General features: G+C 73.6%; 24 protein-coding genes. 11 read left to right on the top strand and 13 right to left on the bottom strand.

Annotated features, from left to right (window positions below; translation table 11 throughout):
* Positions 1-43 precede the first annotated feature (43 nt).
* Positions 44-916, top strand: coding sequence for an SMP-30/gluconolactonase/LRE family protein (locus tag ABID81_RS02990; RefSeq protein WP_354593353.1), 873 nt, complete (start codon positions 44-46; stop codon positions 914-916).
* 115 nt (positions 917-1,031) lie between these two features.
* Here ABID81_RS02990 and ABID81_RS02985 read toward each other — a convergent pair whose 3' ends face one another.
* Entirely contained in the window at positions 1,032-2,213 is a 1,182-nt protein-coding gene (locus ABID81_RS02985) for an NAD(P)/FAD-dependent oxidoreductase (RefSeq protein WP_354593352.1), read from the bottom strand.
* Between the two features lie 85 nt (positions 2,214-2,298).
* Positions 2,299-2,838 (bottom strand): Dps family protein, encoded by a 540-nt coding sequence (locus ABID81_RS02980; protein ID WP_354593351.1) that lies wholly within the window; start codon positions 2,836-2,838, stop codon positions 2,299-2,301.
* A 271-nt stretch (positions 2,839-3,109) separates the two neighbouring features.
* Here ABID81_RS02980 and ABID81_RS02975 point away from each other — a divergent pair, with 271 nt between their 5' ends.
* Both ABID81_RS02975 and ABID81_RS02970 read left to right on the top strand, forming a co-directional pair.
* On the top strand, positions 3,110-3,484 hold the full coding sequence (locus ABID81_RS02975) for a hypothetical protein (protein ID WP_354593350.1): 375 nt from the start codon (positions 3,110-3,112) through the stop codon (positions 3,482-3,484).
* Positions 3,485-3,534: 50 nt separating this feature from the next.
* Entirely contained in the window at positions 3,535-4,278 is a 744-nt protein-coding gene (locus ABID81_RS02970) for an esterase/lipase family protein (RefSeq protein ID WP_354593349.1), read from the top strand.
* Here the strand turns inward: ABID81_RS02970 and ABID81_RS02965 are convergent.
* Together ABID81_RS02965 and ABID81_RS02960 are read right to left on the bottom strand one after the other, a co-directional pair.
* Complete coding sequence (locus tag ABID81_RS02965; RefSeq protein WP_354593348.1) at positions 4,275-5,231, bottom strand: alpha/beta fold hydrolase; 957 nt, start codon at positions 5,229-5,231, stop codon at positions 4,275-4,277. The two genes, ABID81_RS02970 and ABID81_RS02965, sit on opposite strands and share 4 nt — an antisense overlap.
* 9 nt (positions 5,232-5,240) lie before the next feature.
* Positions 5,241-6,314: an FUSC family protein gene (locus tag ABID81_RS02960; RefSeq protein WP_354593347.1), complete on the bottom strand. Its 1,074-nt coding sequence runs from the start codon at positions 6,312-6,314 to the stop codon at positions 5,241-5,243.
* A gap of 118 nt (positions 6,315-6,432) precedes the next feature.
* Here ABID81_RS02960 and ABID81_RS02955 point away from each other — a divergent pair, with 118 nt between their 5' ends.
* The 3 genes from ABID81_RS02955 (at position 6,433) to ABID81_RS02945 (ending at position 11,717) form a co-directional block, all read left to right on the top strand.
* Positions 6,433-7,629, top strand: coding sequence for a phosphotransferase family protein (locus ABID81_RS02955; RefSeq protein ID WP_354593346.1), 1,197 nt, complete (start codon positions 6,433-6,435; stop codon positions 7,627-7,629).
* A gap of 101 nt (positions 7,630-7,730) precedes the next feature.
* Positions 7,731-9,203, top strand: a complete 1,473-nt coding sequence (locus tag ABID81_RS02950) for an FAD-dependent oxidoreductase (protein ID WP_354593345.1) — start codon at positions 7,731-7,733, stop codon at positions 9,201-9,203.
* Positions 9,204-9,584: 381 nt separating this feature from the next.
* A complete protein-coding gene (locus tag ABID81_RS02945) occupies positions 9,585-11,717 on the top strand; it encodes a DEAD/DEAH box helicase (protein WP_354593344.1) in 2,133 nt (710 codons plus the stop codon).
* A gap of 91 nt (positions 11,718-11,808) precedes the next feature.
* Here ABID81_RS02945 and ABID81_RS02940 read toward each other — a convergent pair whose 3' ends face one another.
* A complete protein-coding gene (locus ABID81_RS02940) occupies positions 11,809-12,762 on the bottom strand; it encodes a type IV toxin-antitoxin system AbiEi family antitoxin (RefSeq protein WP_354593343.1) in 954 nt (317 codons plus the stop codon).
* A gap of 153 nt (positions 12,763-12,915) precedes the next feature.
* Between ABID81_RS02940 and ABID81_RS02935 the strand changes: the two genes are divergently transcribed.
* Positions 12,916-13,311 (top strand): VOC family protein, encoded by a 396-nt coding sequence (locus ABID81_RS02935; protein WP_056262725.1) that lies wholly within the window; start codon positions 12,916-12,918, stop codon positions 13,309-13,311.
* 280 nt (positions 13,312-13,591) lie between these two features.
* On the opposite strand, the gene ABID81_RS02930 is transcribed toward ABID81_RS02935, so the two are convergent.
* Both ABID81_RS02930 and ABID81_RS02925 read right to left on the bottom strand, forming a co-directional pair.
* On the bottom strand, positions 13,592-14,632 hold the full coding sequence (locus tag ABID81_RS02930; RefSeq protein WP_354593342.1) for an NAD-dependent epimerase/dehydratase family protein: 1,041 nt from the start codon (positions 14,630-14,632) through the stop codon (positions 13,592-13,594).
* Positions 14,633-14,655: 23 nt separating this feature from the next.
* Positions 14,656-14,928 carry a mycoredoxin gene (locus ABID81_RS02925; RefSeq protein WP_354593341.1) on the bottom strand — a complete coding sequence of 91 codons (273 nt, stop codon included), beginning with the start codon at positions 14,926-14,928 and terminating at the stop codon, positions 14,656-14,658.
* 83 nt (positions 14,929-15,011) lie between these two features.
* On the opposite strand from ABID81_RS02925, the gene ABID81_RS02920 reads away from it, so the two are divergent.
* Positions 15,012-16,769, top strand: coding sequence for a pyruvate dehydrogenase (locus tag ABID81_RS02920; RefSeq protein WP_354593340.1), 1,758 nt, complete (start codon positions 15,012-15,014; stop codon positions 16,767-16,769).
* A 93-nt stretch (positions 16,770-16,862) separates the two neighbouring features.
* Here ABID81_RS02920 and ABID81_RS02915 read toward each other — a convergent pair whose 3' ends face one another.
* The gene (locus tag ABID81_RS02915; RefSeq protein WP_354593339.1) at positions 16,863-18,218 is read right to left on the bottom strand and encodes a maltokinase N-terminal cap-like domain-containing protein; all 1,356 of its coding nucleotides are present in this window, start codon (positions 18,216-18,218) and stop codon (positions 16,863-16,865) included.
* Between the two features lie 75 nt (positions 18,219-18,293).
* On the opposite strand from ABID81_RS02915, the gene ABID81_RS02910 reads away from it, so the two are divergent.
* Positions 18,294-19,931 carry a CYTH and CHAD domain-containing protein gene (locus ABID81_RS02910; protein ID WP_354593338.1) on the top strand — a complete coding sequence of 546 codons (1,638 nt, stop codon included), beginning with the start codon at positions 18,294-18,296 and terminating at the stop codon, positions 19,929-19,931.
* A gap of 79 nt (positions 19,932-20,010) precedes the next feature.
* Here the strand turns inward: ABID81_RS02910 and ABID81_RS02905 are convergent, their stop codons facing one another.
* The 5 genes from ABID81_RS02905 to ABID81_RS02885 form a co-directional block, all read right to left on the bottom strand.
* Entirely contained in the window at positions 20,011-20,550 is a 540-nt protein-coding gene (locus tag ABID81_RS02905) for a DUF1697 domain-containing protein (protein ID WP_354593337.1), read from the bottom strand.
* Positions 20,551-20,555: 5 nt separating this feature from the next.
* Positions 20,556-22,664, bottom strand: a complete 2,109-nt coding sequence (locus ABID81_RS02900; protein WP_354593336.1) for a S9 family peptidase — start codon at positions 22,662-22,664, stop codon at positions 20,556-20,558.
* Positions 22,665-22,684: 20 nt separating this feature from the next.
* Entirely contained in the window at positions 22,685-22,975 is a 291-nt protein-coding gene (locus ABID81_RS02895; protein ID WP_354593335.1) for a hypothetical protein, read from the bottom strand.
* Between the two features lie 76 nt (positions 22,976-23,051).
* Positions 23,052-23,582, bottom strand: coding sequence for a hypothetical protein (locus tag ABID81_RS02890; RefSeq protein WP_354593334.1), 531 nt, complete (start codon positions 23,580-23,582; stop codon positions 23,052-23,054).
* Positions 23,583-23,636: 54 nt separating this feature from the next.
* The gene (locus ABID81_RS02885; RefSeq protein WP_354593333.1) at positions 23,637-23,990 is read right to left on the bottom strand and encodes a hypothetical protein; all 354 of its coding nucleotides are present in this window, start codon (positions 23,988-23,990) and stop codon (positions 23,637-23,639) included.
* A gap of 52 nt (positions 23,991-24,042) precedes the next feature.
* Here ABID81_RS02885 and ABID81_RS02880 point away from each other — a divergent pair, with 52 nt between their 5' ends.
* Together ABID81_RS02880 and ABID81_RS02875 are read left to right on the top strand one after the other, a co-directional pair.
* The gene (locus ABID81_RS02880) at positions 24,043-24,540 is read left to right on the top strand and encodes an 8-oxo-dGTP diphosphatase (RefSeq protein ID WP_354593332.1); all 498 of its coding nucleotides are present in this window, start codon (positions 24,043-24,045) and stop codon (positions 24,538-24,540) included.
* 130 nt (positions 24,541-24,670) lie between these two features.
* Entirely contained in the window at positions 24,671-24,970 is a 300-nt protein-coding gene (locus tag ABID81_RS02875) for a hypothetical protein (RefSeq protein WP_354593331.1), read from the top strand.
* Positions 24,971-24,977: the final 7 nt, after the last annotated feature.

Below are 24,977 nucleotides of genomic sequence, written 5' to 3'. Positions count from 1 at the left end.
AGGCGTGGAGCCGCCGGACATGCCGAGCGCGTAGACCGGTGCGATGTCCCTACCGACCGGAACCACGTCCGAACCCCGACTCTTCCTCGACGCCCGGGCCACGCTCGGCGAGAGCCCCGTCTGGGACGTCGACGCCCACGAACTCGTCTGGACCGACATCACGAACGGCCTGCTGCACCGCACCTCGGCCGACGGCACGCGCGACACGACGGTCCTCGTCGACCCGCCCCTGCCGAGCTTCCAGCGACGCCGCGGCGGGGGCCTGATCGCGGCCCTCGACGACACGGTCGTCGTCATGCGCGACGACGGCACCGATCAGCGGACGATCGCCACGGTCGACCACGCCGACGACCGGCTGCGGCTGAACGAGGGCAAGTGCGACCCGTTCGGTGCCTTCGTCGTCGGGGCCATCGACCCCGAGGGCAGCCCCGTCGCCGGCCTCTACCGCGTCGCCCCCGACGGCGCGCTCACGCAGCTGCGTGACGACTTCGCGACGACGAACGGCTTCGAGTGGAACGACGACGGCAGCGAGATCTACCTCGCCGACACCGGTGACGACACGATCTACCGGGCGTCGTGGGACGCCGAGGGGACCCTGGGCGAGCTCGTCCCGTTCTCGTCGCAGGGCGCCCACGACGGCCTGGCCCGCGACGAGCGCGGCGAGTTCTGGGGGGCCATCTACGGTGAGGGGACGGTCGTGCACCTCGACGCCGAGGGCGGCCTCGTCGACGAGATCGCCTTCCCCGTCCCGAACCTCACCGGCATCGGGTTCGGCGGCGACGACCTGCGGACGCTGTTCGTCCTGTCGGCCCGCGAGGGGCTGAGCGACGAGCAGCTCGAGGAGTTCCCGCTCAGCGGCGGCATCTTCGCCCTCGAGCTCGACCGGGCCGCCCGCCCGCCGTTCCTCTTCGGCTGACGCGGCGTCGTGCGGGGCCTCGACACCCCGGACGACGACGACGCACGGTCGACAGGACGACGCCCGCCCGATCTTGTGATCGGACGGGCGTCGTCGCGTCGGTGGCGGAAGGGCCTCAGATGCGCCCGGCCAGCTCGTCACGCGGCACGGCGCCGGCGGCGATGATCTCCCGGGCGGCGTCCCGGGCCTCCTCGACGTTCCAGAGCAGCACGCCCTCGACCGTCCCGCCGTCACCGAGGTAGTAGGCGACCGCGCGGTCGCCGCCCTTCTCGTCGACGACCGTCTCGAGCGACGCGTCGAGCGTGCCGACGGCCTCGTACGAGATGTCGAACACCTTCGAGTAGTAGTACGGCGTGTGGTCGTAGACCTCGTCGGCACCGGTCATGTTCCGACCGACGACGGGGCCCTGCGACTTGGCGTTGTCGACGTGCTCGACGCGGCGGCGGCCGAGGATCGCGTCCGGGTACGACGCGACGTCGCCGGCGGCGAACACGTTCGGGTCGCTCGTCCGCAGGTGCTCGTCGACGACGATGCCGTCGTCGGTCGCCAGGCCCGAGTCGGCGGCGAGGTGGTCGTCCACCGAGATGCCGAGGCCGACGACGACCGCGTCGGCGTCCAGGGTCGACCCGTCGTCGAGCCGGAGGTGCACGCCGGCGTCGTCGGCCGTGCCGCCCTCGACGCGACGTCCGCGGGCCAGCTCGACCCGCGCCTCCTCGAAGGCCTTCTCGAACGTCGACGCGATCGACGGCGGGAAGACCGATCCGCCGAGCACGTCGTCGGGGAAGACCAGGGTGACACGGGTGTCGTTCTGCACGAGCGCCGCGGCGAGCTCGGTGCCGATGTAGCTGCCGCCCACGACGACGACGTGGCGACCCGAGCCCGAGAGCGACCGCAGCCGCCGGTAGTCCTCGGCCGTGCGGAAGTACACGACGCGCTCGTCGTCGGGCAGGTCGAGGGCCGTGGGGCTGCCGCCGGTGGCGAGGAGCAGGGCTCCGTAGCCGATGACGTCGCCGTCGCTCGTGGTGACCGTGCGCGCCTCGCGGTCGATCGACTCGACGAGGGTGCGCAGGCGGAGCTCGGCACCCGAGTCGGACACCGTGCCGAGGTCGTTGTCGGCCTCGGTGTACTCGGGGTCGGTCCAGAGCTTCTTCGACAGCGCGGGGCGCGTGTACGGCGCGTCGACGTCGGCACTGACGATCAGCACGGACGCGTCGGGGGTGGTCTCGTGGATCGCCTTCGCGGCGGCGTCGGCGGTCATGCCGCCGCCCACGATGACGTGGTCGAACGATTCGGTCATGGGGTCGTCCCTTCGACGAAAGAGGGCACCGCCCGGGAGGCGCGGATCGCGCGGTCTCGGACGGTGCCCTGCTGAGGTGGTGGGGTCAGTTGGCGACGGCGCCGACGCGGTCGAGGCCCTCGGCCATGGCGTCCTCGTCACGCTGACGCGTGGCGTCCTGGCGGGCGTCCTGCTCGGGGTGGCGGTTCTCGGCACCGGTCATCCAGGCCAGCTGCTCGAGGCGCTCGAGGATGCTGTGCAGGATGTCGGCCGTCGTGGGGTCCTCGTCGTCGACGTCGTCGTGGACGGTGCGCATCGTGCCCGTGACGGCGTACATGCGGTCGACGATGAGGTCGACGACGGCGGTCGTCTCGACCGGGCCCGCGGGGAACTCGGGCAGGCTGGTCTCGCGGGTGACGGTCGAGGTGCGGCCGTCGGGCACGAGGTAGACCGCGCGCATGCGCTCGGCGACCTCGTCCGAGAAGCCGCGGGCGGCGTCGACGATCTCGTCGAGCTGCAGGTGCAGGTCGCGGAAGTTCGAGCCGAGCAGGTTCCAGTGCGCCTGCTTGCCCTGGACGTGCAGTTCGATGAGGTCGACGAGGACCTTCTGCATGTTGTCGCGGAGTTGGTCGGTTCCCTGGAACATGTTGTCTCCCGTTCGTCGTGGGTGTCGTGCGGAGTCGTCGCACCGGTGGGTGCGTCGTGGACGGTAGACCGCGGGCCCGGGCGGCGGCTCAGCCTTCGGGGGACAGCTGGGCCCGAGACGCGTCGTGAGGGCGCCGACCGCCGTGACCGACTCGTGATCGGTGGGCCTGGAGCCCGGACCGTACCGGATGGTATGTTCGCCTGCATCGGCATCGCTGCCGACGCCCGGCCGCGGGTACCCGATCCGTGGCCATGCTCTGAGGGGGGCTGACATGGCACGAGCGGTACCCGGACGCGCCGACCGTCGAGGTTTCGACGCGGCCGAGATCACCCGGCTGCGGCGCGAGATCGAGAGCGCCTGGGGGGCGTTCGACGACATCGAGCAGATGGACTTCGCGCACCGCGTCCGCGTCGTCCACGGTCTCGCCGACACCCTGCCCGACGCGGCCAGCGCGGCGGCTCGAGCGGGCCTCGGCGACCTGGCCACGGCGCTGCTCGACGACGCCGCGGCCTTCCCGCCGCCGTGGGCGTCGATCTGCGGCCGGTGGGACCTCACCCTCGAGATGGCGAGGGCCGCGGTCGAGTCGATCGCCTGGCCCGAGGGCGAGCCCTGGGGCGAGGTGCCCCTCGTCGGCACGGCGGCCTGACGTCGCGGACGTCGCGGACGCCGTCGACCCGTTCCGCCTAGCCTGACGGGATGGGTTCCACACCGTCGCGTGGGCGCGGCAGGCGCCGGGTCGGTCTCTGGCGGTTCGTCCGGACGCTCGTGTTCGACTACCGCTACGTCTGGTGGGTCCACCTCGTGACCCGGTCCGGTCGGGTCGTCCCGCGGCGCTACCGCGACGGTGACCGCGAGCCGGTCCTGTTGCTGCCGGGCGTCTACGAGACCTGGCGGTTCCTGCGGCCGGTGGCCGACCGTCTGAACGACCTGGGCCACCCGGTGGTCGTCGTTCCGGGCATGGGCCACAACCGTCGGCCGATCGCCGCCACCGCCGAGGTCGCCCAGCGCATCCTCGACGCGCACGACCTGCGCGACGTCGTCGTCCTCGCGCACAGCAAGGGCGGTCTGGTCGGCAAGACGATGATGGTCTCGACCGACCGCGAGGGCCGCATCGCCCGGATGGTCGCCGTGAACAGTCCCTTCTCGGGCACGCGGTGGTCGACGGTCCTGCCGAACAAGGCGCTCCGGGTCTTCTCGCCGCGCGACGCCGACCTGCTCAGGCTCGCCGAGCAGCGCGACGCGAACCGCACGATCACGTCGATGGCGTCGCGCTTCGACGCCCACGTCACCGAGGGCAGCGTGCTGCCCGGGGCGGTCAACCTCGAGTTCCCGGTCGACGGGCATTTCCGGCCGCTCGGCCACCCGCGGTGCGTCGCGATGATCGTCCGCGAGGTCGAGAGCGGGGCCGGGTCACGACCGCGTGGCGACGGCGGCCGCTAGCCCTCGACCCAGCCCAACGCCCGCAGGGTCTCGTGGGGCCGCTCGACGTGGGCGAAGTGGCCGCAGTCGTCGAGCAGCGTCGTGTGGGCGTGGCGCACCACCGTCGAGAGGCGGTCGAGGTCCGAGGGGCGGGCGAAGACGTCGTCGATTCCGCCCACGGCCGCCACGTCGCAGTCGATGCCGCGCCAGCGCGTCGCGTCGTAGTCGCGTCCCGAGCGTGACGCGGCGAGGAATCCTCGGGGTCGCAACTCGGCGACGAACGCCTCGAGCACCGATCGGGGGACGCGCTCGACGTGGCGGAACACCGGCGCGGAGAGCGCGCGCAGCAGACCGATGCGGGCGGCCCCGCGCAGCAGCGTCACGGAGGCGCGGGGCAACAGTCCGAAACCTGCCCGCAGCAGGGTGAAGGCCGGCAACGCGACGAGACCGCGCACCGGGTGCGAGACGGCGTCGATCGCCGAGAACGAGGTGGCCGACACGACCGAGACGCTCAGGACGAGGTCGGGGCGGGTCGCGGCGAGGTGCAGGGCGATGAACGCACCCATCGAGTGGCCCACCAGGTCGAACTCGGTGACCCCGAGCGCCTCGGCGACCTCGACCACGACGGCGGCGGCGGACTCGACGTCGAGGCCGGGGTCGGGCTCGGGTGAGTCCCCCCAGCCGGGCAGGTCGATCAGCACGGGCCGCGAGACCAGGGCGTCGACCTCGCGGGCGGCCTGGAGCAGGGGAGTCCACGTGGTCCACGACCCGGCCGCCCCGTGCAGCATCACGGTGGCCCGGCGTCGCGCGGACGGGTCGGTCGCCGACGCGGCGTGGTGCACGATCGTCCGGCCGTGGGCGGTCTCGACCGTCTCACGGGCGAGCCCGAGGAGGGCCGGTTCGGTGACGAGGTCGAACGGGGCGTAGCCGTCGACGGTCGGCGCGACCACCCCTGTCGCCCGGCCCCGTCGCATCGTCGGATGCTACCCGATGATCTCTTCGCGCACGCGTCTCAGGTCTTCGAGCAGGGAGCCGACCAGCACCCAGTTGTCCGGGTCGGGACGCAGCACGCTGACCGGCGAGGTCAGGGCCGGACCGTCGTCGACGCCCGCGCCGGCGTGCCCACCGGGGGCGTCGGTGGCCGAGGAGGCGCGCCCGGCCGGATGCGCCTCCTCGGTCGTCCGCGCCAGCAGGCGCACGTCGTGGGCCGCCCGCCGCAGGTCTTCGGCGATGCGTTGCACCACGGGGTCGTCGGCCAGCCCGGCGTCGTAGTTGTCGTGCACCGACCGGACCATGCCGACCACGCGGTTGACGAGCACCGTCAGCCGGCCGAGCAGGGCGGCGTCGGCCTCGAGCACGCTGCGGTTGCGGCTGGCCCGGGGGTTGAGCTGCAGGCTCTCCTCGCCGGCCGTGATCGCGTCGACCGCCCGGGCCTGGGCGGCCCGCAGCTCGCGCGCCCTCGTCAGTCCCGTGGCCAGGCGTGCCTGCTCGACCGGTTCGTCGAGGACGGCGGCGGTCTCGTCGAGCACCGACGCGATGTCGCGGGCGAGGCGCCCCACCGCGAGGTGGGCGGGGGCCAGGGCCACCGGAGGGACGACGAGGGCGTTGATCGCGAGGGCGATCGCGGCGCCGATGACGGTCTCGAGCACCCGGTCGAGGGCGTAGTCGGGGGTCTGCGCCCCGATGGCCAGCACGAGCATGGCCGAGATCGGCACCTGGTTCGCCGAGCTCGGCGTCAGCCGGAACGCCCACGCCACGAGCAGGCTCACCACGACGATGGCGAGCACGATCCAGGTCGCGTCGCCGAACACCTGGCCGGCGGCGTAGGCGATGAGGACTCCGGCGATCACGCCGACGCTGCGTTCCAGGCCGCGCACGAACGACTGGTTGACGCTCGGCAGCACCACCAGAAGCGCGGCGATCGCCGCGAAGATCGGCAACGGCTGCTGCAGCAGGGCCACCGAGGCGAACCAGGCCGCCATGACGGCGACGCTGGTCTTCACCACCTGCAACAGGGGCGTGCGCTTCGTCTGCCGGATGCGCGAGACGATCTTCACGACACCCAGGGTAGACGGGGAGGCGCGGCGTGCGGGGCGCCCCGCCCCAGGTCACGAATCGGTCACCCCGCCCGCGCCTCCCCGCCGATCACGTCCGGTGCTGGTTGACTGCGTCCCCGTGTGGCCCAACTCCGCCGAGGTGCTCCCCGCCGCGTTCGCGGGCACGGGGCTGACCGTCGTCGCCTTCCGACCCCACTCGGTCGAGCCCTCGGGCGCCGGGTTCCTCTACGGCTACGAGGTCGACACGGTCGACCCGTCGGGTGCGACCTCGACCGTGCTCACCTTCATCGACACCGACGCGCGCGCCGTCGACGGCTCGTCGGTCCTCACCCGCGACCCCGGCACCGGGCAGCCGCTCGCCGTCTGGGCGTACCCGGCCGACCCGATGCTGCCGGCGCTCGCCGGGGCCACCTACCCCGACCGCGTGGTCGACTCCCTGGCGGCCCTCGGCGTCGTCGTCGGCGAACCCCGGCTGAGCGTGGCGGCGTACCGGCCCGGCAAGCGCGCGGTGATCCGGCTCGACGCGGCCGAGACGACGGTGTTCCTCAAGGTCGTCCGGCCCGACCGCGTGGGGCCGATCGTCGCCCTCCACGAGGCCTTCCGGGCCCAGGGGCTGCCGGTGCCCGCCGTGCTCGCCTCGCGGGCCGACGGCCTGCTCGTGCTCGAGCGCGTCCCCGGCGTGCCGGCCGGTCAGCGCGTCGTCGAGCTCGCCGACGACTCCCGGTTCGTCGAACAGATGGTCGACCTCGGCACGCGCATCGCCCGGGTCGAGGTGACCGGGCGGGCCCAGTCCGACGCGCTCGACCACGGGGCCTGGCACCGCGCGACGCTGCGGGCCGCGCTGCCCGACCGGGCGCCCGAGATCGACGGCCTCTACGACGAGATCGACCGTCGCCGCGCCTCCTCGGCCTCGGACGCCCTGAACGTCATCCACGGCGACCTGCACCTCGAGCAGCTCTTCGTGCACCCGTCCGAGCCGTGGCGCGTGACCGGGCTGCTCGACGTCGACACGGCGGGGCTCGGGCACCCGGCCCGCGACGCGGCGGCCCTGGTCGCGCACCTGGTCGTGACCGGGCAGTGGCACCGGGGCAACGGCGACGAGGCCGAAGCCCGGGCCTGCGAACGCCTCGCCGACGACGTGACGCGCACCTGGGTCGAGCGCATGCCCGGCCTGGCCGACCGCCTCGCGCCCGGCGTCGCGTCGCAGCTGCTCGCCCACGCGGGCGGTCAGGCCACGCTCGGCACGGACACGGGCCGCCGCAAGGCCGTCCAGCTGATCGGCGCCGCCGCCGGCACCCTCGCCCGCCCGGCCTGACCCCCACCCCGCGCCCTCTCCCGGCGCGCCCTCACCCGGCGCGCGGCGGCCGACCGGCCTACCGTGGCGCGCAGCACCCACCCGCGCACCCGGAGGCCCCCATGCCGTCACCCTGGCTCGACGCCGCGCCCGACGTCACGACCGACACGGTCGACCCCGAGACCGTCTACGACGACGTCATCGTCGGGGGCGGCCTGACCGGCCTGGTCACCGCCCTGCTCTTCGCCCGGCGCGGCCACCGCGTCGCCGTCCTGGAGGCGCGCTCGGTGGGCAGCGTCGCGAGCGGCAGCGGCACGGCGTCGATGTCGTTGCTGCAGGGCAAGCAGCTCCAACGCATCCGCACGAACACGTACCAGGCCGTCGTCGACGCCTACGTCGCGGGCAACCGGGCCGGGTTCGACTGGATGGTCGACTACCTCGACGAGGCCGGGGTCGAGGTCGAGCGACGCGACGCGTTCAGCTACTCGACGACCCGGGGCGGCATCGCCACGGTCGACGACGAGTACCTCGTGGCCCGCCGGGCCGGCCTGCCCGTCGTCAAGGAGTTCGGGCTCGACCTGCCGTTCGGCACGACGGGCGGCCTGCGGCTGCCCGACCAGGCGCAGTTCGACCCGATGCAGGCCGTCGCCGCCCTCGTGGCCGACGTCCGCGCGCTCGGCGGCATCGTCGTCGAGGGCGTGCGCGTCACGGGCGTGGACGCGTCGGACCCGACGGTGACCCACAGCGACGGGCCGGACGTCCGTGGCCGCCGGGTGCACGTCACGACCGGCAGCCCGGTGCTCGACCGCGGCCTGTACTTCGCGAAGCTGCGCAGTGAACGCTCGTACGGCCTGGCCTTCGACGGCGCCGACGACCTGCCGGACGGCATGTACCAGGCCGTCGACGGCCCCGCCCGGTCGTTCTCGGCGGTGGGTGACCGCCTCGTGACCGGGGGCAACCGGCACGCGGTGGGTCGCGCCTCCTCGACCACGGCCCTGGTCGACGACCTCGTCGACTGGAGCACGCGGCACTGGCCCGGCGCGCGCCTCACGCACTCGTGGAGCGGCCAGGACTACGGCACGCCGCACCACGTGCCGTTCGTGGGCTGGCTGCCCCGCGGCCGCGGCCGCATCTACCTGGCGACCGGCTACGAGCACTGGGGCCTGACCAACGCCGTGCAGGCGGCGATGACGCTCGTGTCGGACGTCCTCGGCGACCCGCAGCCCTGGATGACCACGCTGCACCGGCGCGTCACGACGCCGATCGCGATCGCGTCCGGCATCGGCATCAACGCGGCCGACGCCTGGTGGGCGGCCAAGGGGTGGGCCGGGGCCATGACGCGCCGTCTCGTCTCGGTGGCGCCCGCCGAGGGGCAGGGCGAGGTCGGCCGGTCCGGAGGTTTCGCCCCCGTGGCCCGTTCGACCGTCGACGGCGAGGTCTGCACCGTGTCGGCCGTCTGCCCCCACCTCGTCGGCATCGTCACGTGGAACGACGCGGAACGGTCGTGGGACTGCCCGCTGCACGGCTCGCGCTTCGCGGCCGACGGCACCGTGCTCGAGGGGCCCGCGAAGCACGGTCTGCGCCGCCGCGGCTGACCCGCCGCGGCGTGGCCGACGTCTCGACCCGCGAAACACCGGGAGGCGCTGGTGGCGTACCGGCGTGAGGTACGCGTAAACTGTCCCCAGCTTCACCGCCCGGGTGTTCTCCGGTCCGCGCCTCCTCCGGTGCGAGTCGACACCTCGGCGTGACGGGGCTTCGGGGCACGCCGTCGTCGGACTGCCCGCCACGAAGGCCGCCCGTCGCGAGGCAGGTACAGCTGTACACCGCGCGGCACCCCGCCCCGCACGCACCCGGCGCGACCGTCTCGGTCGCCGTCCGTCCCGGGTCGCCGAGCCTCTCGGCGTCCTGCGCAGCACCCGCCGCCGACACGGCGGCACAGCACCGTCGACGCCTCGCGTCGACCACGAGGAGGAGCCTTGGCTCGACCAGGCCAGCGTCAATCGGGTGGCACCCGCACCGCCCAGCGTCCGAACCGTCGCCGCGAGGTCGACAACGACGGGCTCATCCCCGTCCTGGCCCGCGCGGTGCGCGAGGTCGAGGCCGCGGCCCAGCGCGGCCAGGTGAAGCCCTCGAGCCGCACGAAGTTCCAGGTGATCGCCCTGCTCATGCGCGAGGAGCGCACCCGGGTCCGGGGCGACAAGGCCATCAGCGAGTCCGAGCGCGCCGAGCAGATGAAGCGCCTCGACGGCGTCGCCCAGATCCTCGCCAAGACGGCGGCCCGCGACACCTCGCTCATCACCCTGCTGGGTGAGGCGGCGACGGTCAGCGAGGCCGCGAAGACGCTCAAGCGCGACATGCAGATGTCCGCCGGCCTCGAGCTCGAGCCCGAGCAGCAGATCATCGTCACCGAGGCCGCCCCCGTGGCCCCGGTCTCCGAGCGCCAGGTCGTGCCTCAGTCCGTCATCTCGCGCCAGCTCGCGAACCCGTTCCTGCCGCCCGACTTCGCGCTCGCCGAGGTCGCCCGCGAGGCGCACCCGCGTCGGCTGGCCAACTGGGAGCTCTTCGGCCCCCTCTTCAAGTCGTTCGAGTACGGCGCGGGCGGCGGTTCGGCCTGCATGCCGCTGCCCGAGCCGACCACGGTCGACGCCCCGGCCGGGGCCACCCTGATGCACCACCAGGCCCAACTGGTCGAGTCCGCCCGTCAGGGCCACCGCACGTACCTGCTCGCCGACGAGCCCGGCCTCGGCAAGACCGCCCAGGCGCTGCTGGCCGCGCAGGCAGCCTCCGCGTACCCGCTGCTCGTCGTCGTGCCGAACGTCGTCAAGACGAACTGGGCCCGCGAGGTCCAGCTGTGGACGCCGACGCGGTCGGCGACCGTGATCCACGGCGACGGCGAGAAGCTCGACGCGTTCGCCGACGTCGTCATCGTCAACTACGAGGTCCTCGACCGCCACGTCGGCTGGCTCGGCGATCTCGGCTTCAAGGGCATGATCGTCGACGAGGCCCACTTCATCAAGAACAAAGAGAGCCAGCGGTCGCGCCACGTGCTGCAGCTGGCCCAGCGCATCCGCTCTCGCACCGCGCACCCGCTGCTCATGGCGCTCACCGGCACGCCGCTGATCAACGACATCGAGGACTTCCGCGCCATCTGGGAGTTCCTGGGCTGGATCGGTGACAAGAAGCCGGCCGCCGAGCTGATGGAGCGCCTGGAGGAGGTCGGCCTGACGCCGGCCGACCCCGGCTTCTTCTCGTCGGCGCGTGAGATCGTCATCGACCTCGGCATCGTCCGCCGGAAGAAGGTCGACGTCGCCTCCGACATCCCCGCCCGACGCATCGCCGACCTGCCGGTCGAGCTCGACGACGAGGTGGGGCTGTCGATCCGCGACGCCGAGCGCGAGCTCGCCCGCCGCATGGTGCAGAAGTACCGCACCGCCCTCACCACCCGCACCTCGGGGGTCCGCGTCGAGGGCATCGACCACGACCTCGTCCGTCAGGTCGCGAAGTGGGAGCTCGAGGACGCCAGCGCGTCGAGCACCGGCGAGAACGTCTTCAGCATGGTGCGGCGCATCGGTCAGGCCAAGGCCGGACTCGCCGCCGACTACACGGCGCAGCTCGCCCGCAACGTCGGCAAGGTCGTGTTCTTCGCCAAGCACATCGACGTCATGGACGTCGCCGAGGCCACCTTCGCCAAGCGCGGCATCAAGTACTCGTCGATCCGTGGCGACCAGACCCCGGCCGTCCGCCAACGTCAGATCGACGCGTTCGTGAACGACCCCGAGGTCGAGGTCGTCGTGTGCTCCCTGACCGCCGCCGGCGTCGGCCTCAACCTGCAGGTCGCCTCGAACGTCGTGTTGGCCGAGCTGTCGTGGACCGACGCCGAACAGACGCAGGCCATCGACCGCGTGCACCGCATCGGCCAAGCCGAACCGGTCACGGCGTGGCGGGTCATCGCGGCGCAGACGATCGACACCAAGATCGCCGAGCTGATCGACAGCAAGGCCGGCCTCGCCGCGCGTGCCCTCGACGGCGACGACTCCGAGGTCGTCGACTCGGTGGACGTGCAGCTCTCGGCCCTGGTCGCCCTGCTCACCGAGGCGCTCGAAGCCTGACCCGGCTGCACCCCGCCGCCCCGCAACGCTCCACCGCCCCGCAACGCTCCACCGCCCCGCAACGCACCGCGTTTCGTGCACGGCACCGCTACTAGTCACGGTGCCGTGCACGATTCGCGGTGTGGACGCGTGGGACGCCCGCTCGCTCGAGCCGCGTGACGATCCGCTGCGGACGCGCGAGATCGCGCCAGATGGTGCGCGTCACCCGCTTCACGTAGGGCAGAGCCCTCAGCCGGTCTTCACGGACCTTCTCGAGGACCACGATCTCGTCCGCCGTCAGCCCGTGCCGCATCTCGCGATCGAGGTACTTCACGAATCCGTCGAACTCGTCGTACACGCCGTACGCCTCCCACCCGAAATCGGTGAAGCCGATGAGCCCTTCGTCGTCGACGTGCCGTTCCTGCAGACGGGGTGCCGGGAACCCGAGACCGTCGAGGGCGACCCGGTAGACGGATTCGCCGGCGGAGCCCGCCAGCGGGCTGGCGAACTCGGCGACCCAGGAGGCGCGGGTCGACCCCCGGACACGATCGCGTCCCAGCAGGCACGCCTGGTACTCGGCCAGTGTGCACAGTCGACGTCGCAGGCAGTGGTCGAGGACGGCCACGGCCTGGCTCCGCGTGCCGGTCAGGGCGACGTCCACGGCGGTGCGGGCCGGCGTGGTCACGACGAGACCGCGATGACGGGTGATCTGCTCGGCGGGCAATCGTGCCGCATGCCTCGTCACGTGTGCGCCGGTGTGTGTCCGCGCGCGCGCCGGGTCGGTCGTCGAGACGCGGGCCAGCGGTGGGCCGAGCACGGGCATGCCCCACACCGCGGCGGCCGAGGTGTGGGACACGACGACCTCGTGACGCATCCGTCCGACTGCGGCCACCGTCCGGAGGGCGTGGCGCTCCTCTCGACGCAGCCCGCGCCAGGTCGTCGACTCGACGTAGCGTCCCGGCGCGACTCGCACGAGTTCGCCGCGTGCGTGGGCACGGCGTTCGGCCGGATCGTCGAACCGTGATCGGATGAGGAGGGAACGGAGGTCTCGTTCGTCGGTGGTCACGCGTCGATCGTCCCGGGCGATCGAGGACTCCGTCATCGAGTTGCGCCGCCCTGTGGACGCATCCGGGGGACGGCCGGGCGGGGGACGAGAGGCCCCTCCCAGGAGGCGCGAGTTCGGTGGTCGGAGAACGCCCGACCACCGAAGGAGCACCCCATGCCCGAACTCTCCGGCTACGCCCACGTCGCCATCACCGTCTCCGACCTCGACGCGAGCCTCGCCTTCTACGAGAAGCTGCTCGGCGCCGGCCCGGTCGGCCGCATCGAGCTCGACGGCCTCGACCGCCGCATCTTCTCGGTCGGCAACGGGCAGATCCTCGGGGTGACCGCCTACACCGACGGTTCGTCGGCGGCCTTCGACCCGACCGTGCCCGGGCTCGACCACATCGGCCTCGCCGTCAGCGACCGCGACGGCGTCGTCGCCTGGCAGCAGCACGCGACGTCGGTCGGCATCGAGTCCGACCTGCAGGACGTCGACTTCGGCCACGCGCTGATGATCAAGGACCCCGACGGCAACCAGATCGAGTTCTTCGCCCCGCCCGCTCAGAGCTGATCGGGGCCGCCTGCCGGGATCGCACCGCGTTTCGTGCATCACACCGCGACTAGACGGGGTGTGCTGCACGGAACGCGGTGCCGAGATGTGGGGCCTTCGGGCCGGGCCGGGCCGGGCCGGACGGGGCTGCCTGCCGGCATCGCGCCGTGTTTCGTGCATCGCACCGCGACTAGATGGGGTGGGTTGCACGAAACGCGGTGCAACGGGGGAGTGCGGGGTGCGGCGGGCGGGGTGCGGGGTGCGGCGGGCGGGGTGCGGCTCGCGGGTGCCGCGCGCGTCCTCAGCGGCGGCGGGCGGCGGCGACGAGGTCGCGTTCGTCGGCGGGCTCGAGCCCCGCGCCGTGGGGGCCGGCCGGGCCGGGGCGCGAGAGCTCCCACGCGAGGACGTCACGGAGCGTCTCGTCGAGCGGGCGCGGCACGAGCCCAGCGGCGCGACCCGCGCCTCCTGACCGGGCTCCGAAGCCCGCGTGCGTCGCGACCGGCACCCAGAGCGGCAGCGACCGCGGTCCTGCCCAGGGGTTCACGCCGTGGGCGTCGAGCCAGGCCTCGTCGACGGTGACCACCTCGCCGGTGTGACCGGCGACCCGGCGGGCCGTGGCGAGGTGGTCGGCCAGCGACCGTCGTTCGCCCACCGCGTCGACGGTCCCCGAGAGGCCGCGTTCGACGGCCAGGACGATCCAGGCGGCGAGGTCGCGCACGTCCACGGGCTGCACGTCGAGACCCGGGACGTCCGGTACGAGCACCGGGTCAGCCTCGCTCGACGCGGCGGCCCGGGCGAAGCGCAGGGGCCACCAGCCCGTCCGACCGGTGTGGTCGCCCGGCCCGCCGAGGAGGCCGGCCCGGACGATCAGCGACCGGTCGGAACCGAACGCGTCGACGACGGCCCGCTCACCGGCGACCTTGGACCCGCCGTAGTCCGACTCGTCGGCGTCGACCAGCGCCGCGGGCTCGTCCGCCCCGGTGGTGGCGGTGTCGGCGTAGACGCTGACGCTCGAGACGAAGACGAAGGAGGCGCTGACGGGCTCGAGCACCGTCGCGGCGTCGCGGACGTGCGACGCGTCGCGACCGAGGTCGACGACGGCGTCCCAGCGCTGTCCGCCCTCGACCACGGGGTCGTAGGCCCCGGTGGTGCTCCGGTCGGCCCGCACCAAGCGCGCACCCTCGGGGACCGTGCCGGACGACCCGCGGGCGAGACAGACGACCTCGTGGCCCCTCGAGAGGGCCGCGGCGACGATCTCGCCGCCGAGCCAGGCCGTGCCGCCCAGCACGAGGAGGCGTGACGGCCGCGGGGCCGACCCGGCGGCGGGGACCGCTGAGCCCACGTCGGTCGAGCCCACGTCGGCGGTCAGGCGCCGAGCTTCGCCTGCACGTCGGCGAGCGACGGGTTCGTGGCCGTCGAGCCGTCGGGGTAGATGATCGTCGGCACGGTCTGGTTGCCGTCGTTGACGCTCTGCACGATCTCGGCCGTGCCGGGCACCTCTTCGATGTTGATCTCGGTGAAGCCGATGCCCTGCTTGCCGAGCTGCTGCTTGAGTCGGGCGCAGTAACCGCACCACGACGTGCTGAACATGGTGATGGTGCCGGCCTCGGGGACGTACGTGCTCGCGATGTCGCTCATGCGTCCAGGTTAAGCCCGGTCGGCGGTGAGCGCCGGGGGAGTTGGCTGGGAGGCGCTCCAGCACGCTCCACGAAGGGAACACCATGGCAGACACGGTCGCCGACCAGATCATCGCCCAGCTCGTCACCGCCGGGGTCCGGCGCATCTACGGCATCGTCGGCGACAGCCTCAACCCGATCGTCGACGCGGTCCGTCGCACGGGCGGCTCGGCGAAGGGCGGGATCGACTGGATCCACGTCCGCAACGAGGAGGCCGCGGCGTTCATGGCCTCGGGCGACGCCCAGATGAGCGGCGAGCTCGCCGTCTGCGCCGGGTCGTGCGGCCCGGGCAACCTGCACCTGATCAACGGCCTGTACGACGCGAACCGCAGCCGGGCCAAGGTGCTGGCGATCGCCAGCCACATCCCGAGCGCGATGATCGGCTCGGACTACTTCCAGGAGACGCACCCCGACCGGCTGTTCGTCGAGTGCTCGGGCTACAGCGAGATGATCTCGACGGCCGAGCAGTCGCCGATGGTCGTCGCGAGCGCGATCCGGCACACGCTGGCCGGCGAGGGCGTCAGCGTCGTCACGCTGCCCGGCGACATCGCCGAGCTCGATGCCGTCGGCAAGGTGCCCGCGTACGTGGCCGTCCGGCCGCCCGAGCTCGTGCCCGACCGGCACGACGTCCAGGCCCTGGCCGATGCCATCAACCAGGCCGACACCGTCGCGTTCTTCGTCGGTGAGGGCGGGCGCGGCTCGCACGACGAGATCATCGCGCTGGCCGACCTCGTCGGCGCCCCCATCGGGCACAGCCTGCGGGGCAAGGACGTCATCCAGTACGACAACCCGTTCGACGTCGGCATGACCGGCCTGCTCGGCTACGGCGCCGCGCACGCCGGCATCCACGACGCCGACCTGCTGGTGCTGCTCGGCACCGACTTCCCCTACCCGCAGTTCCTGCCGGACGCCTCGAAGGTGACCATCGCGCAGGTCGACGTCGACGCCGCCGTGATCGGCCGTCGCGCCGACGTGCAGGTGCCCGTGCACGGCGCGATCGCCCCGACCATCCGTGCGCTCATGCCGCTCGTGACCCGCAAGAAGAACCGGAGGTTCCTCGACAAGACGCTCAAGAAGCACGAGAAGCTCATGACCGGTGCGGTCGGGGCGTACACGAAGAACGTCGAGAAGATGCGGCCGATCCACCCCGAGTTCGCGGCCTCGCTGCTCGACGAGGTCGCCGCCGACAACGCGATCTTCACCGCCGACACGGGCATGGGCAACGTCTGGGCCGCCCGCTACGTCACGCCGACCCCGCGTCGCCGCATCTTCGGGTCGTACCTGCACGGCTCGATGGCCAACGCGCTGCCCCACGCCCTGGGCGCCCAGATGGCCTTCCCCGACCGGCAGGTCGTCTCGATCTCGGGCGACGGCGGTCTCTCGATGCTGATGGGCGAGCTCGTCACGGCGCAGATGTACCAGCTGCCGGTCAAGATCGTCGTCTTCAACAACTCGACGCTCGGGCTGGTCAAGCTCGAGATGCTCGTCGACGGGTTCCCCGACTTCGGAGTCGACGTGCCGTACACGGACTACGCGGCCGTCGCCCGGGCCATCGGCATCCACGCGGTCCACGTCGACGACCCCCGCGACCTCCGTGCGGCGTACGAGGCGGCTTTCGAGCACGACGGCCCCGCGCTCGTCGACATCGCGACCGATCCCAAGGCGCTCTCGCTGCCGCCGACGATCACGGGCGCCCAGGTCAAGGGCTTCTCGCTCGCCATGTCGAAGATCGTCATGAACGGTGGGGCGGGCGAGGCCGTGGCGATGGCGCGCACCAACCTGCGGAACGTGCCGCGTCCCTGACCGCGCCGCCGCGCCTCCCGTGCCCTCGTCCGTCGAGGGCGCAGGAGGCGCGGGCACGACCTCGGGGACGCCTCGCGTCGGCCTCGGCGCGGCTCAGCCGGCCGCGGGTGCGCTGCGGGCCGCGAGCCGTGCCACCGCCGCGAGCGGGATGTCGATCCAGTCGGGTCGGTTGCGGCTCTCGTAGATGGCCTCGTAGACGGCCTTGTCGATCTCGAACGCGTCGAGCAGGGCCCGGGCGGCCCGGACGTCGACGCCGGACGACTCGACGTAGCCGTCGACGAACGCCCGGCGGGCGTCGTGGGCCCAGGCCCCCGCGTCGACGGGCGCGGCCTCTTGCGCGAGCGACCCGGCGACGTAGTCGAACGACCGGAGCATGCCCGCGATGTCGCGGATCGGCAGGTCGGGGCGTGAGCGCTCGGGCATGGGCCGCAGGGGCTCGCCCTCGAAGTCGATGAGCATCCAGCCGCGCTCGGGCGACAGCAGGGCCTGACCGAGGTGCAGGTCGCCGTGGATGCGCTGCAGGTCGGGCCAGTGCAGGTGCTCGGCCGCGTCGTAGACGGCGCCGATCGCGTCGGCGTGCTCGGCGATCCGGGGCACCTCGCGGGCGGCGGTCGTGATGCGGCGGCGCATGCTCGTCAGGGCGCCGGCGATCTCGTCGTCACCCGCGGGGACCGTGCCGAGGTCGGTGGCGAGCGTCGCGTGCACCTCGGCGACCGCGACGCCCAGGGCGTGGGCCTCGGCCGTGAAGTCGGTGCCGGCGGCCGCGGCGCCCAGGGCCACGACCCAGGCGTCCTCGAGACCGGGCAGGAACTCCTGCGAGAAGGCGAGGTGGCCGGTCGCCGTGCCGCCCTCGCGGCCGACGTCGGGCCAGGTCGCACGCAGCGAGCCGAACGACGAGGGCACGTGAGTCGACCCGCCGCGGGTCAGCGCCGCCTGCGTGGTGACGTCGGGGTTGTCGCCGTGGTGCAGCACGCGGAAGACCTTGGCGATGACCTGGTCGACCGGTCCGCCCTCGACGTCGTACACGATCGAGGTGTTCGACTGCTCGCCCGAGAGCACGCGCGAGCGGCGCACCTGCCCGGGGTCGACGATGCGGGTGCCGTCCACGGTGACGTCGGCCCCCACGACGTGCGCCTCGGCGGACATCGAGCGCAGCAGTTCGCGCGCGTAGGCCGGGTCGTGCGGGCCGTCGTAGAGGTAGCGTCCGTCGGCCGAGCCGATGAAGGCGGCGTCGCCGCCCGGCAGGGGCGTCGCACGACTCACGACCGGCACCTGGTAGAGCACGGGGACGTCGGCCGCCTCGTCGATGACCAGCAGCGTCATCGCGAGGGCGTCGTCCACCTCGGCCTCGAACGAGGCGATCACCCGCAGGGCAGGCGTCCGTCCCTTCGTCGCGTACCAGCGCTGGCGCGCCATCCATCCGGCAAGACTCGGGGCCACGTCGCTCATGCGACGACCCTACGCCGGGGTGGCTGCCGAGGCTCGGGTGACGGCCCACCGGCTCGCCCGACTACAACGGAGGGCATGAGCCACGCCGACCCCCGCCGCACCGAACAGACCGAGATCGAGCGCAAGTACGACGTCGACGAGGGCGCCACGGTGCCCGAACTGTCCGGGGTCGGCGGCCCCGACCTCGCCGTCGCGACGGTCGAGCACGACGACGCGGTCGAGCTCGCGGCCACGTACTGGGACACCGTCGACCACACGTTGCTCGGGGCACGCACGACCCTCAGGAGGCGCGAGGGCGGTGACGACGCCGGCTGGCACCTCAAGCTGCCGCCGTCGGCCGGCGGCTCCGGGCGTCGCGAGGTGCACTGGCCCCTCGGCGAGCCGGACGAGGCCGTGCCGGACGCCCTGCGGCGACTGGTCGAGGCCCGGCTCCGCGGGCGACCCGTCCACCCCGTGCTGCGGCTCGGGACGACCCGCACGGTGACCCGGCTGCTCGACGACGCGTACCGGCCCCTGGCCGAGCTCGCCGACGACGTCGTCCGTGCCTCGAACCCCGACACGGCGTCGCTCCGCACCTGGCGGGAGTGGGAAGTCGAGCTCGCGCCGGGCGTCGACGGCGCCGAGGGCGAGCGGCTGCTCGACGCGGTCGCCGACCGGCTCGAGGCGGCCGGGGCGGCGGCCTCGTCGTCGAAGTCCAAGCTCGCCCGGGGCCTGGGGGCCGAGGCGACCCCCTCGGCCGCAGCCGTGCCCGCGGCTGCCGTGGAGGAGGGCTCGGCCGCGGCGTTCGTCACCGCGGCCGTGGCGGGGCTGCGCGACGAGCTGCTCGCGGTCGACGCCGCCGTGCGCGACGACGATCCCGGCGCGGTGCACCGGCTCCGGACGACCGCTCGTCGCCTGCGGGCCGTGCTGACGGTCTGGGACGGCGTCCTCGATCCGGGGCTCGCCACGACGGTCGCCGCGGGCGCGGGCCACGTCGGCCACGTGTCGCGGGCCGCACGGGACGCCGAGGTGACGAGGGGCCGGGTGGTGGCGCGCGCCTCCTCGGCTCCGTCGGGGTTCGTGGCCGCGCAGGCCACCGGCCGGCTCCAGGCCCGGCTCGGCGAGCGACTCGCCGAGGCCACGGGCGACGTGCGACGGATGCTCGACTCGCCCGCCTGGTTCGACCTGCTGGACGGCGTGGACGCCCTCGTGGCGGCTCCGGCCACGGGGCCGCACGCCGCGGACCCGGCGGCGGGGTTCTCGGCGACCCGGCTGAAAGCGGAGCGGAGGCGCGCGTCGAAGGCCGTCCGCGCGGCCCTCGAGGCCACGGCGGCGTCGGGGGGCGGGGGCACGGACGACGCGTCGACGGGCCTGCGTCCGACGGGCGGGTCGATCGTGGCGGGCGCGGGCGCGGGTGCGGGCGAGGACGGGCACGACGCGACGGCGACCCTGCGGCACGCGCGCACGGCGGTCCGGCGGCTGCGGCACGCCCTCGAGGTCGACCGTGCCCGCAGCGGGTCGGGTCGAGGTCGGGCACGCCGGGCCCGGGCCGTCCAGGACGCACTCGGCGAGCACGGGGACGCACTGGCCACCGTGCGGACCCTGCGCGAGGTGGCGGACGTCGCCCACCGGTCGGGCGAGGACACGTTCGGCTACGGCGTGCTGGCGACCCTCGAGGCCGATCGGGCCCGGGAGGCGCTGCGTCTGTTCGCGCGGGCGGCCCGGCGGCTCTGAGACGGCACGGGCGGGCCGTGCGGTGCCGAGGCCGACCGGGGCCGGTCCGTCGGTCGAACCCGACCTCCGGAAGGCGGGGTCAGCGGGCGCGGCGGGCGAGCAGGGCCTCGATCTTGCGCACCGTGGCGTCGTTGCGGGCGGTGACCGGGGTCGGCAGGGCGCGCCACCAGCCGGCGGGCACCCGCGAGGCGAGCACGCCCGACGGCAGCCACTGGTAGACGGCGTCGGGGGTGACGACGGCCTCCTCGTCGCCGAGGTCGACGTCGGGAGGCGCGATCCCCTCGAGCGCGCCGGGCACCTGGACGAACGCCACCGAGAGCAGCCTCGGGTCGCGACCGTCGCGACGCAACGGGTTCGCGGTGGCCGACCGGGCGAACCGGTCGGCCTCGAGCAGCACGAGGTCGGCGTCGACGCCGGTCTCGCGCGCGATCGCCGACCGGAGCCCGGCAGCGGCGTCGGTCGCGAGCGGCCCCGGGGCGCCGAAGACCAGGTTGCCGCTGTTCAACAGCGTCTCGGGTCGGTCGAAGCCGAGTGCGGCGGCCACGCGGCGCAGGTCGGCCATGGCGACCCGCTTGGCGGTGCCGACGTTGACGCCCCGCAGCAGGGCGACGTGGTCCACGACGGTCAGGCGCGCCCGAGCACGTCGAGCATCCACGCGATCTCGAAGGCCCGCTCACGCCACGACTCGTACCGACCGCTGACGCCGCCGTGCCCTGCCGACATCTCGGTCTTCAGCAGCACGGGCGCGCCCACCTCGCGGAGCCGCGCCACCCACTTCGCGGGTTCGACGTAGAGCACCCGGGTGTCGTTGATCGAGGTGACGGCGAGGATGCGCGGGTACGTCACGTCGTCGCGGACGTTCTCGTACGGGCTGTAGTCCCGCATGTACTCGTAGACCTCGGCGTCGTGCAGCGGGTCGCCCCACTCGTCCCACTCGATCACCGTGAGCGGCAGGTCGGGGTCGAGGATGCTCGTCAGCGCGTCGACGAACGGCACGGCCGCCACGATGCCGGCGAACCGGTCGGGCGCGACGTTCGCGACGGCACCCATCAGCAGGCCGCCCGCGCTGCCGCCCTCGGCCACCATCAGCTCGGGCGTCGTGCGGCCCTCGGCGATCAGGTGGTCGGCGACGGCGACGAAATCGGTGAAGGTGTTCTTCTTCGTGAGGGTCTTGCCGTTCTCGTACCACGAGCGGCCGAGCTCGCCCCCGCCCCGGACGTGCGCGACGGCGAACACCACGCCGCGGTCGAGCAGCGACAGCCGGGCCACGCTGAAGCCCGGGTCGATGCTGTGCTCGTACGAGCCGTAGCCGTAGAGGTGCACCGGCGACGGACCCTCGGCGGGCACGGCGTCGCGGCGCCAGACGAGCGAGACGGGCACGCGGGTGCCGTCGGTGGCCGTGGCCCACTCGCGGGCCTGGTCGTAGTCGGCCGGGTCGTATCCGCCGAGGACGTTCTGGCGCTTGAGCAGGTGGCGCTCGCCCGTGCGGACGTCGAGGTCGTAGACGGTCGACGGCGTCACGAAGGACGTGTAGCCGAACCGGACGGTCGGCTGGTCGAACTCGGGGTTGCCGCCGACCCCGGCGGCGAAGAGCGGCTCGTCGAACCCGACCTCGGAGAACTCGCCGTAGCCGTCCGGGCCGAGCGGCACCACCGCGAAGCGCGGCAGCGCGTCGCGGCGGTACTCCACGACGAGGTGGCCGGCGAAGGCGTCGACCGACTCGAGCCGGACGGAGGCGCGGTGCGCGACGATCACGCGGCGGTCGGTCGTCGAGGTGGGGTCGTCGGCCGGCACGTCGACCAGCTCGAAGTTCTCGGCCCCGTCGTTGTGGACGATCAGGAGGCGGTCGCTGCCCGCGACGACCGCGTGCTCGACGTCGTACTCGACGCCCTCGCGGCGCGGCCAGACGACCCGGAACTCCCCGGTCGGGTCGGCGGCGTCGAGCAGCCACGTCTCGCTCGTGATCTTCGAGCCGACGTCGACGACGAGGTACTGCCGGCTGCGGGTGAGCCCGACGCCGATCCAGTAGCGGTCGTCGGTCTCGGTGAACACGGCGACGTCGTCACCGGCCTGCCCGACCTCGTGGCGCCAGATGGTGTCCGGTCGCCACGACTCGTCGACGGTCGGGTAGAAGACGTAGCGGCCGGTGGCGTCGAACAGGGCGCCGGCCGCCGTGCCGGTCACGACGTCGTCGAGGTCGTCGCCCGTGGCCAGGTCGCGGATGCGCAGGGTGTAGCGCTCGTCGCCCTCGACGTCGACGGCGTAGGCCAGCAGCGTGCCGTCGGGCGAGACGTCGAAGCTGCCGATCGAGAAGAAGTCGTGGCCCTCGGCCTCGACGTTGCCGTCGAGCAGCACTTGCTCGCCGTCGGCGGCCTCGCCCGCCTCGATCGACGGGGGAGTCCAGTCGTCCGGGCCCGAGATCGGCGCACGGCAGTGGATGCCGTACTGCCGTCCCTCGGCCGTGCGCGAGTAGTACCACCACGAGCCCTCGCGGACGGGGACGCCCAGGTCGGTCTCTTGAACCCGGCCCTTGATCTCGTCGAAGACGGTCTCTCGCAGGTCGGCGAGGTGCGCCGTCTCGGCCTCGGTGTGCGCGTTCTCGGCCTCGAGGTGGGCGACGACCTCGGGGTCGTCCTTCGCGCGCAGCCATTCGTAGTCGTCGACGAAGTCGTGACCGTGGTGTGACCGGGTGACGGGCTTCTGGGGGGCGCGGGGTGCGGGTGCGGAGGCCATCACCCGAGCCTAACGGCGGCTCAGATCGAACGGTCGCTCGCGGTGATGCCGCCGAGGGGCGGCACGTCCGGGTACTCGTCCGAGGCGACGTGCACGTCGGCCGGGCCGGGCGCCTCGGCCTCCCGCGCCTCGTCGATCGCCTGCTCGGGGGTGCCGGCCTTCTCGGCGGCCGACTCGGAGTGCGTGCCGGGGACGGTGATCGTGGCGTCGACGTCGTGGCCGGCCGGGTCCGGTGCGTCGGTCTCCGCCGCGTCGGCCGCGTGGCCGTGCGGGGTGCTGTCGGGGGCCGGGGTCTCGTCGCGGTCGCTCATGTCGGGGACGCTACCCGCGCCTCCTCGGTGGCGTCCGTCGGCGAGGGGCGTCGACGATCGGCGAGGTCGGCGACGGTCAGTCGTCGACCGGCAGCACAGTCGTCGGCGTGGCCAACGCCTGCACCGTGGCGCCGAGGTGCGCCTCGCCCGGTTCGAGGTCGGAGATCGACCGGCGGTCGGACCTCAGCCGTCGCACCGAGGCGTTCAGCCGGGCGTGCAGCTGCATGAGGTGCAGTCGGTACCGCTCGGGCGCGTCGTCGCTGTCGTCGAGGAAGGTGTTGCAGGCGAGGGTCATCTCGTTCAGCACCGGCAGCGCGCTCGACCGGGGGCGCAGGGCGCGCCGGGCCCGCCGGATCTCGCCCCGCAGGGCCGAGATCGAGTGCCGCGCCTGTTCGTAGACCGGGTCGAGGGCCCGGGGGTTCGGGCTGAGCCGTGGCGCCACCCGCCGCAGCACGCGACGGAAGTGGATCTCGGTGATCAGTTCGTTGAGGGCCGAGGCCTCACGCCGCCTCGACTCGATGAGACGCACGAGGAGGTTCGAGGCGAACGCCGCCCCGGCACCCACGAAGGCACCCACGGTCACCGTCACGACGTCCCACCAGCTCATGGGGCCACGCTACGGTGCACCACCGACACGCGCGACGGCGGGGGACCGTGGTGCTCAGCGGGAGGCGTCGTCGAGGCGCCCCATGAGCGACCAGACCGCGCGCGACAGCTCGGGGTGCCAGAGCGCGATGGTGCGCAGGTAGCCGAGCTCGTCGTCGAGCCCGAGGCCGGTCGCGGTGGGCACGCCGTCGACGCCGAGGGCGTCCGCCCGCAACGAGATGACGACCTGCTCGTCGACGGTGGGCAGACCGGGGATGACGTCCCACGGGTCCTCGCCGTTGCGGCAGCGCAGCTCGACGAGGGCGGACAGCTCGTCGTGGGCCTCGGCGCGCAACACCTCGAGGCTGCGGCCGGCGCCCCGGAACTCGGGCCCGGGGCGTCGCCTGCCGCCGGATCGTGCGTCGGACATGACGACGAGCCTACGCGCGACGTGCCACGTGCGAGGCCGGTAGCCTGCCGTCATGCCGGTCTACCGCGTCTGCGTCACCTACCTGATGCGCGAGCACGACGGGAGCGTGCAGGTGCTGCTCGGCCGCAAGAAGCGCGGACTCGGCACGGGCCGCTGGGTCGGGCTCGGCGGCAAGCTCGAACCGGGCGAAGGGGCCGAGGAGGCGGCGGTCCGTGAGATCGCGGAAGAGAGCGGCGTCGAGGTGGTCGCCTCCGACCTCGAGCGGCGGGGCGACCTGCTGTACCTCTTCCCCCACCGCGAGAGCTGGAGCCAGCGGTCGACGGTCTTCGTCACCACGACCTGGACGGGCGAGCCGGCCGAGAGCGACGAACTCGCGCCGCGCTGGTTCGGCCTCGACGAGCTGCCGCTCGACGAGATGTGGGACGACGCGTCGCACTGGTTGCCGGGCGTGCTCGCCGGGGGACGGGTCGCGCGCACGTTCGTGTTCGCGGCCGACCTCGCGACGGTGGCCTCCGAGGGCGTCCTTCCCGCCGAACACGCTGGTCACTGAGGGGTCGGCACCCGGACGGGTGCCCCTCGCAGAGGGGGGCGCGGCACGGCCCCGGCCCCGCCTAGGGTCGGACCCGAAGCGGACGCCGGGGGACACCCTCGTCCGTCCGACGGATCTCACGGGGAGCGACATGACCAGCTACGACGGCCTGACCCTGACCCCGACGCGCGGTCTCCCGCGCGCGGCCGTCGCCGCCCCGCGTCGCAGGGCGCCCGTGTGGCTCCCGATGGCAGCCTGGGCCCTCGGCCTGGTCGCCGTCGTGGTCGGCGCCGCGTTCGGCGGCACCCTGCTCGTGCTCTCGAGCCTCGCCGTCATCGCGCTCGTCGCGGGCATGGCCGTCACGGCCGCCCGGTGGCGTCGGGTCGAGCGCCTCGCCGCGATCGAGCTGGCCGAGCGCCGCGCGTCGGCGGCCGAGGCCCGGCTGGTCTGACGCCCGG

Source organism: Frigoribacterium sp. PvP054, assembly GCF_040547465.1.
In the GTDB taxonomy this organism is placed as follows: domain Bacteria; phylum Actinomycetota; class Actinomycetes; order Actinomycetales; family Microbacteriaceae; genus Frigoribacterium.
Note: the sequence above shows the minus strand (reverse complement) of the source record. Positions and strands in the feature narration are given on the sequence as shown.

Coding starts and splice junctions, on each gene's coding strand:
- ABID81_RS02920 (WP_354593340.1), top strand. CDS start 15,012: ATGGCAGACACGGTCGCCGACCAGATCATCGCCCAGCTCGTCACCGCC.
- ABID81_RS02980 (WP_354593351.1), bottom strand. CDS start 2,838: ATGTTCCAGGGAACCGACCAACTCCGCGACAACATGCAGAAGGTCCTC.
- ABID81_RS02985 (WP_354593352.1), bottom strand. CDS start 2,213: ATGACCGAATCGTTCGACCACGTCATCGTGGGCGGCGGCATGACCGCC.
- ABID81_RS02950 (WP_354593345.1), top strand. CDS start 7,731: ATGCCGTCACCCTGGCTCGACGCCGCGCCCGACGTCACGACCGACACG.
- ABID81_RS02875 (WP_354593331.1), top strand. CDS start 24,671: ATGACCAGCTACGACGGCCTGACCCTGACCCCGACGCGCGGTCTCCCG.
- ABID81_RS02970 (WP_354593349.1), top strand. CDS start 3,535: ATGGGTTCCACACCGTCGCGTGGGCGCGGCAGGCGCCGGGTCGGTCTC.
- ABID81_RS02890 (WP_354593334.1), bottom strand. CDS start 23,582: ATGAGCTGGTGGGACGTCGTGACGGTGACCGTGGGTGCCTTCGTGGGT.
- ABID81_RS02900 (WP_354593336.1), bottom strand. CDS start 22,664: ATGGCCTCCGCACCCGCACCCCGCGCCCCCCAGAAGCCCGTCACCCGG.
- ABID81_RS02935 (WP_056262725.1), top strand. CDS start 12,916: ATGCCCGAACTCTCCGGCTACGCCCACGTCGCCATCACCGTCTCCGAC.
- ABID81_RS02910 (WP_354593338.1), top strand. CDS start 18,294: ATGAGCCACGCCGACCCCCGCCGCACCGAACAGACCGAGATCGAGCGC.
- ABID81_RS02880 (WP_354593332.1), top strand. CDS start 24,043: ATGCCGGTCTACCGCGTCTGCGTCACCTACCTGATGCGCGAGCACGAC.
- ABID81_RS02975 (WP_354593350.1), top strand. CDS start 3,110: ATGGCACGAGCGGTACCCGGACGCGCCGACCGTCGAGGTTTCGACGCG.
- ABID81_RS02990 (WP_354593353.1), top strand. CDS start 44: ATGTCCCTACCGACCGGAACCACGTCCGAACCCCGACTCTTCCTCGAC.
- ABID81_RS02885 (WP_354593333.1), bottom strand. CDS start 23,990: ATGTCCGACGCACGATCCGGCGGCAGGCGACGCCCCGGGCCCGAGTTC.
- ABID81_RS02965 (WP_354593348.1), bottom strand. CDS start 5,231: ATGCGACGGGGCCGGGCGACAGGGGTGGTCGCGCCGACCGTCGACGGC.
- ABID81_RS02915 (WP_354593339.1), bottom strand. CDS start 18,218: ATGAGCGACGTGGCCCCGAGTCTTGCCGGATGGATGGCGCGCCAGCGC.
- ABID81_RS02895 (WP_354593335.1), bottom strand. CDS start 22,975: ATGAGCGACCGCGACGAGACCCCGGCCCCCGACAGCACCCCGCACGGC.
- ABID81_RS02925 (WP_354593341.1), bottom strand. CDS start 14,928: ATGAGCGACATCGCGAGCACGTACGTCCCCGAGGCCGGCACCATCACC.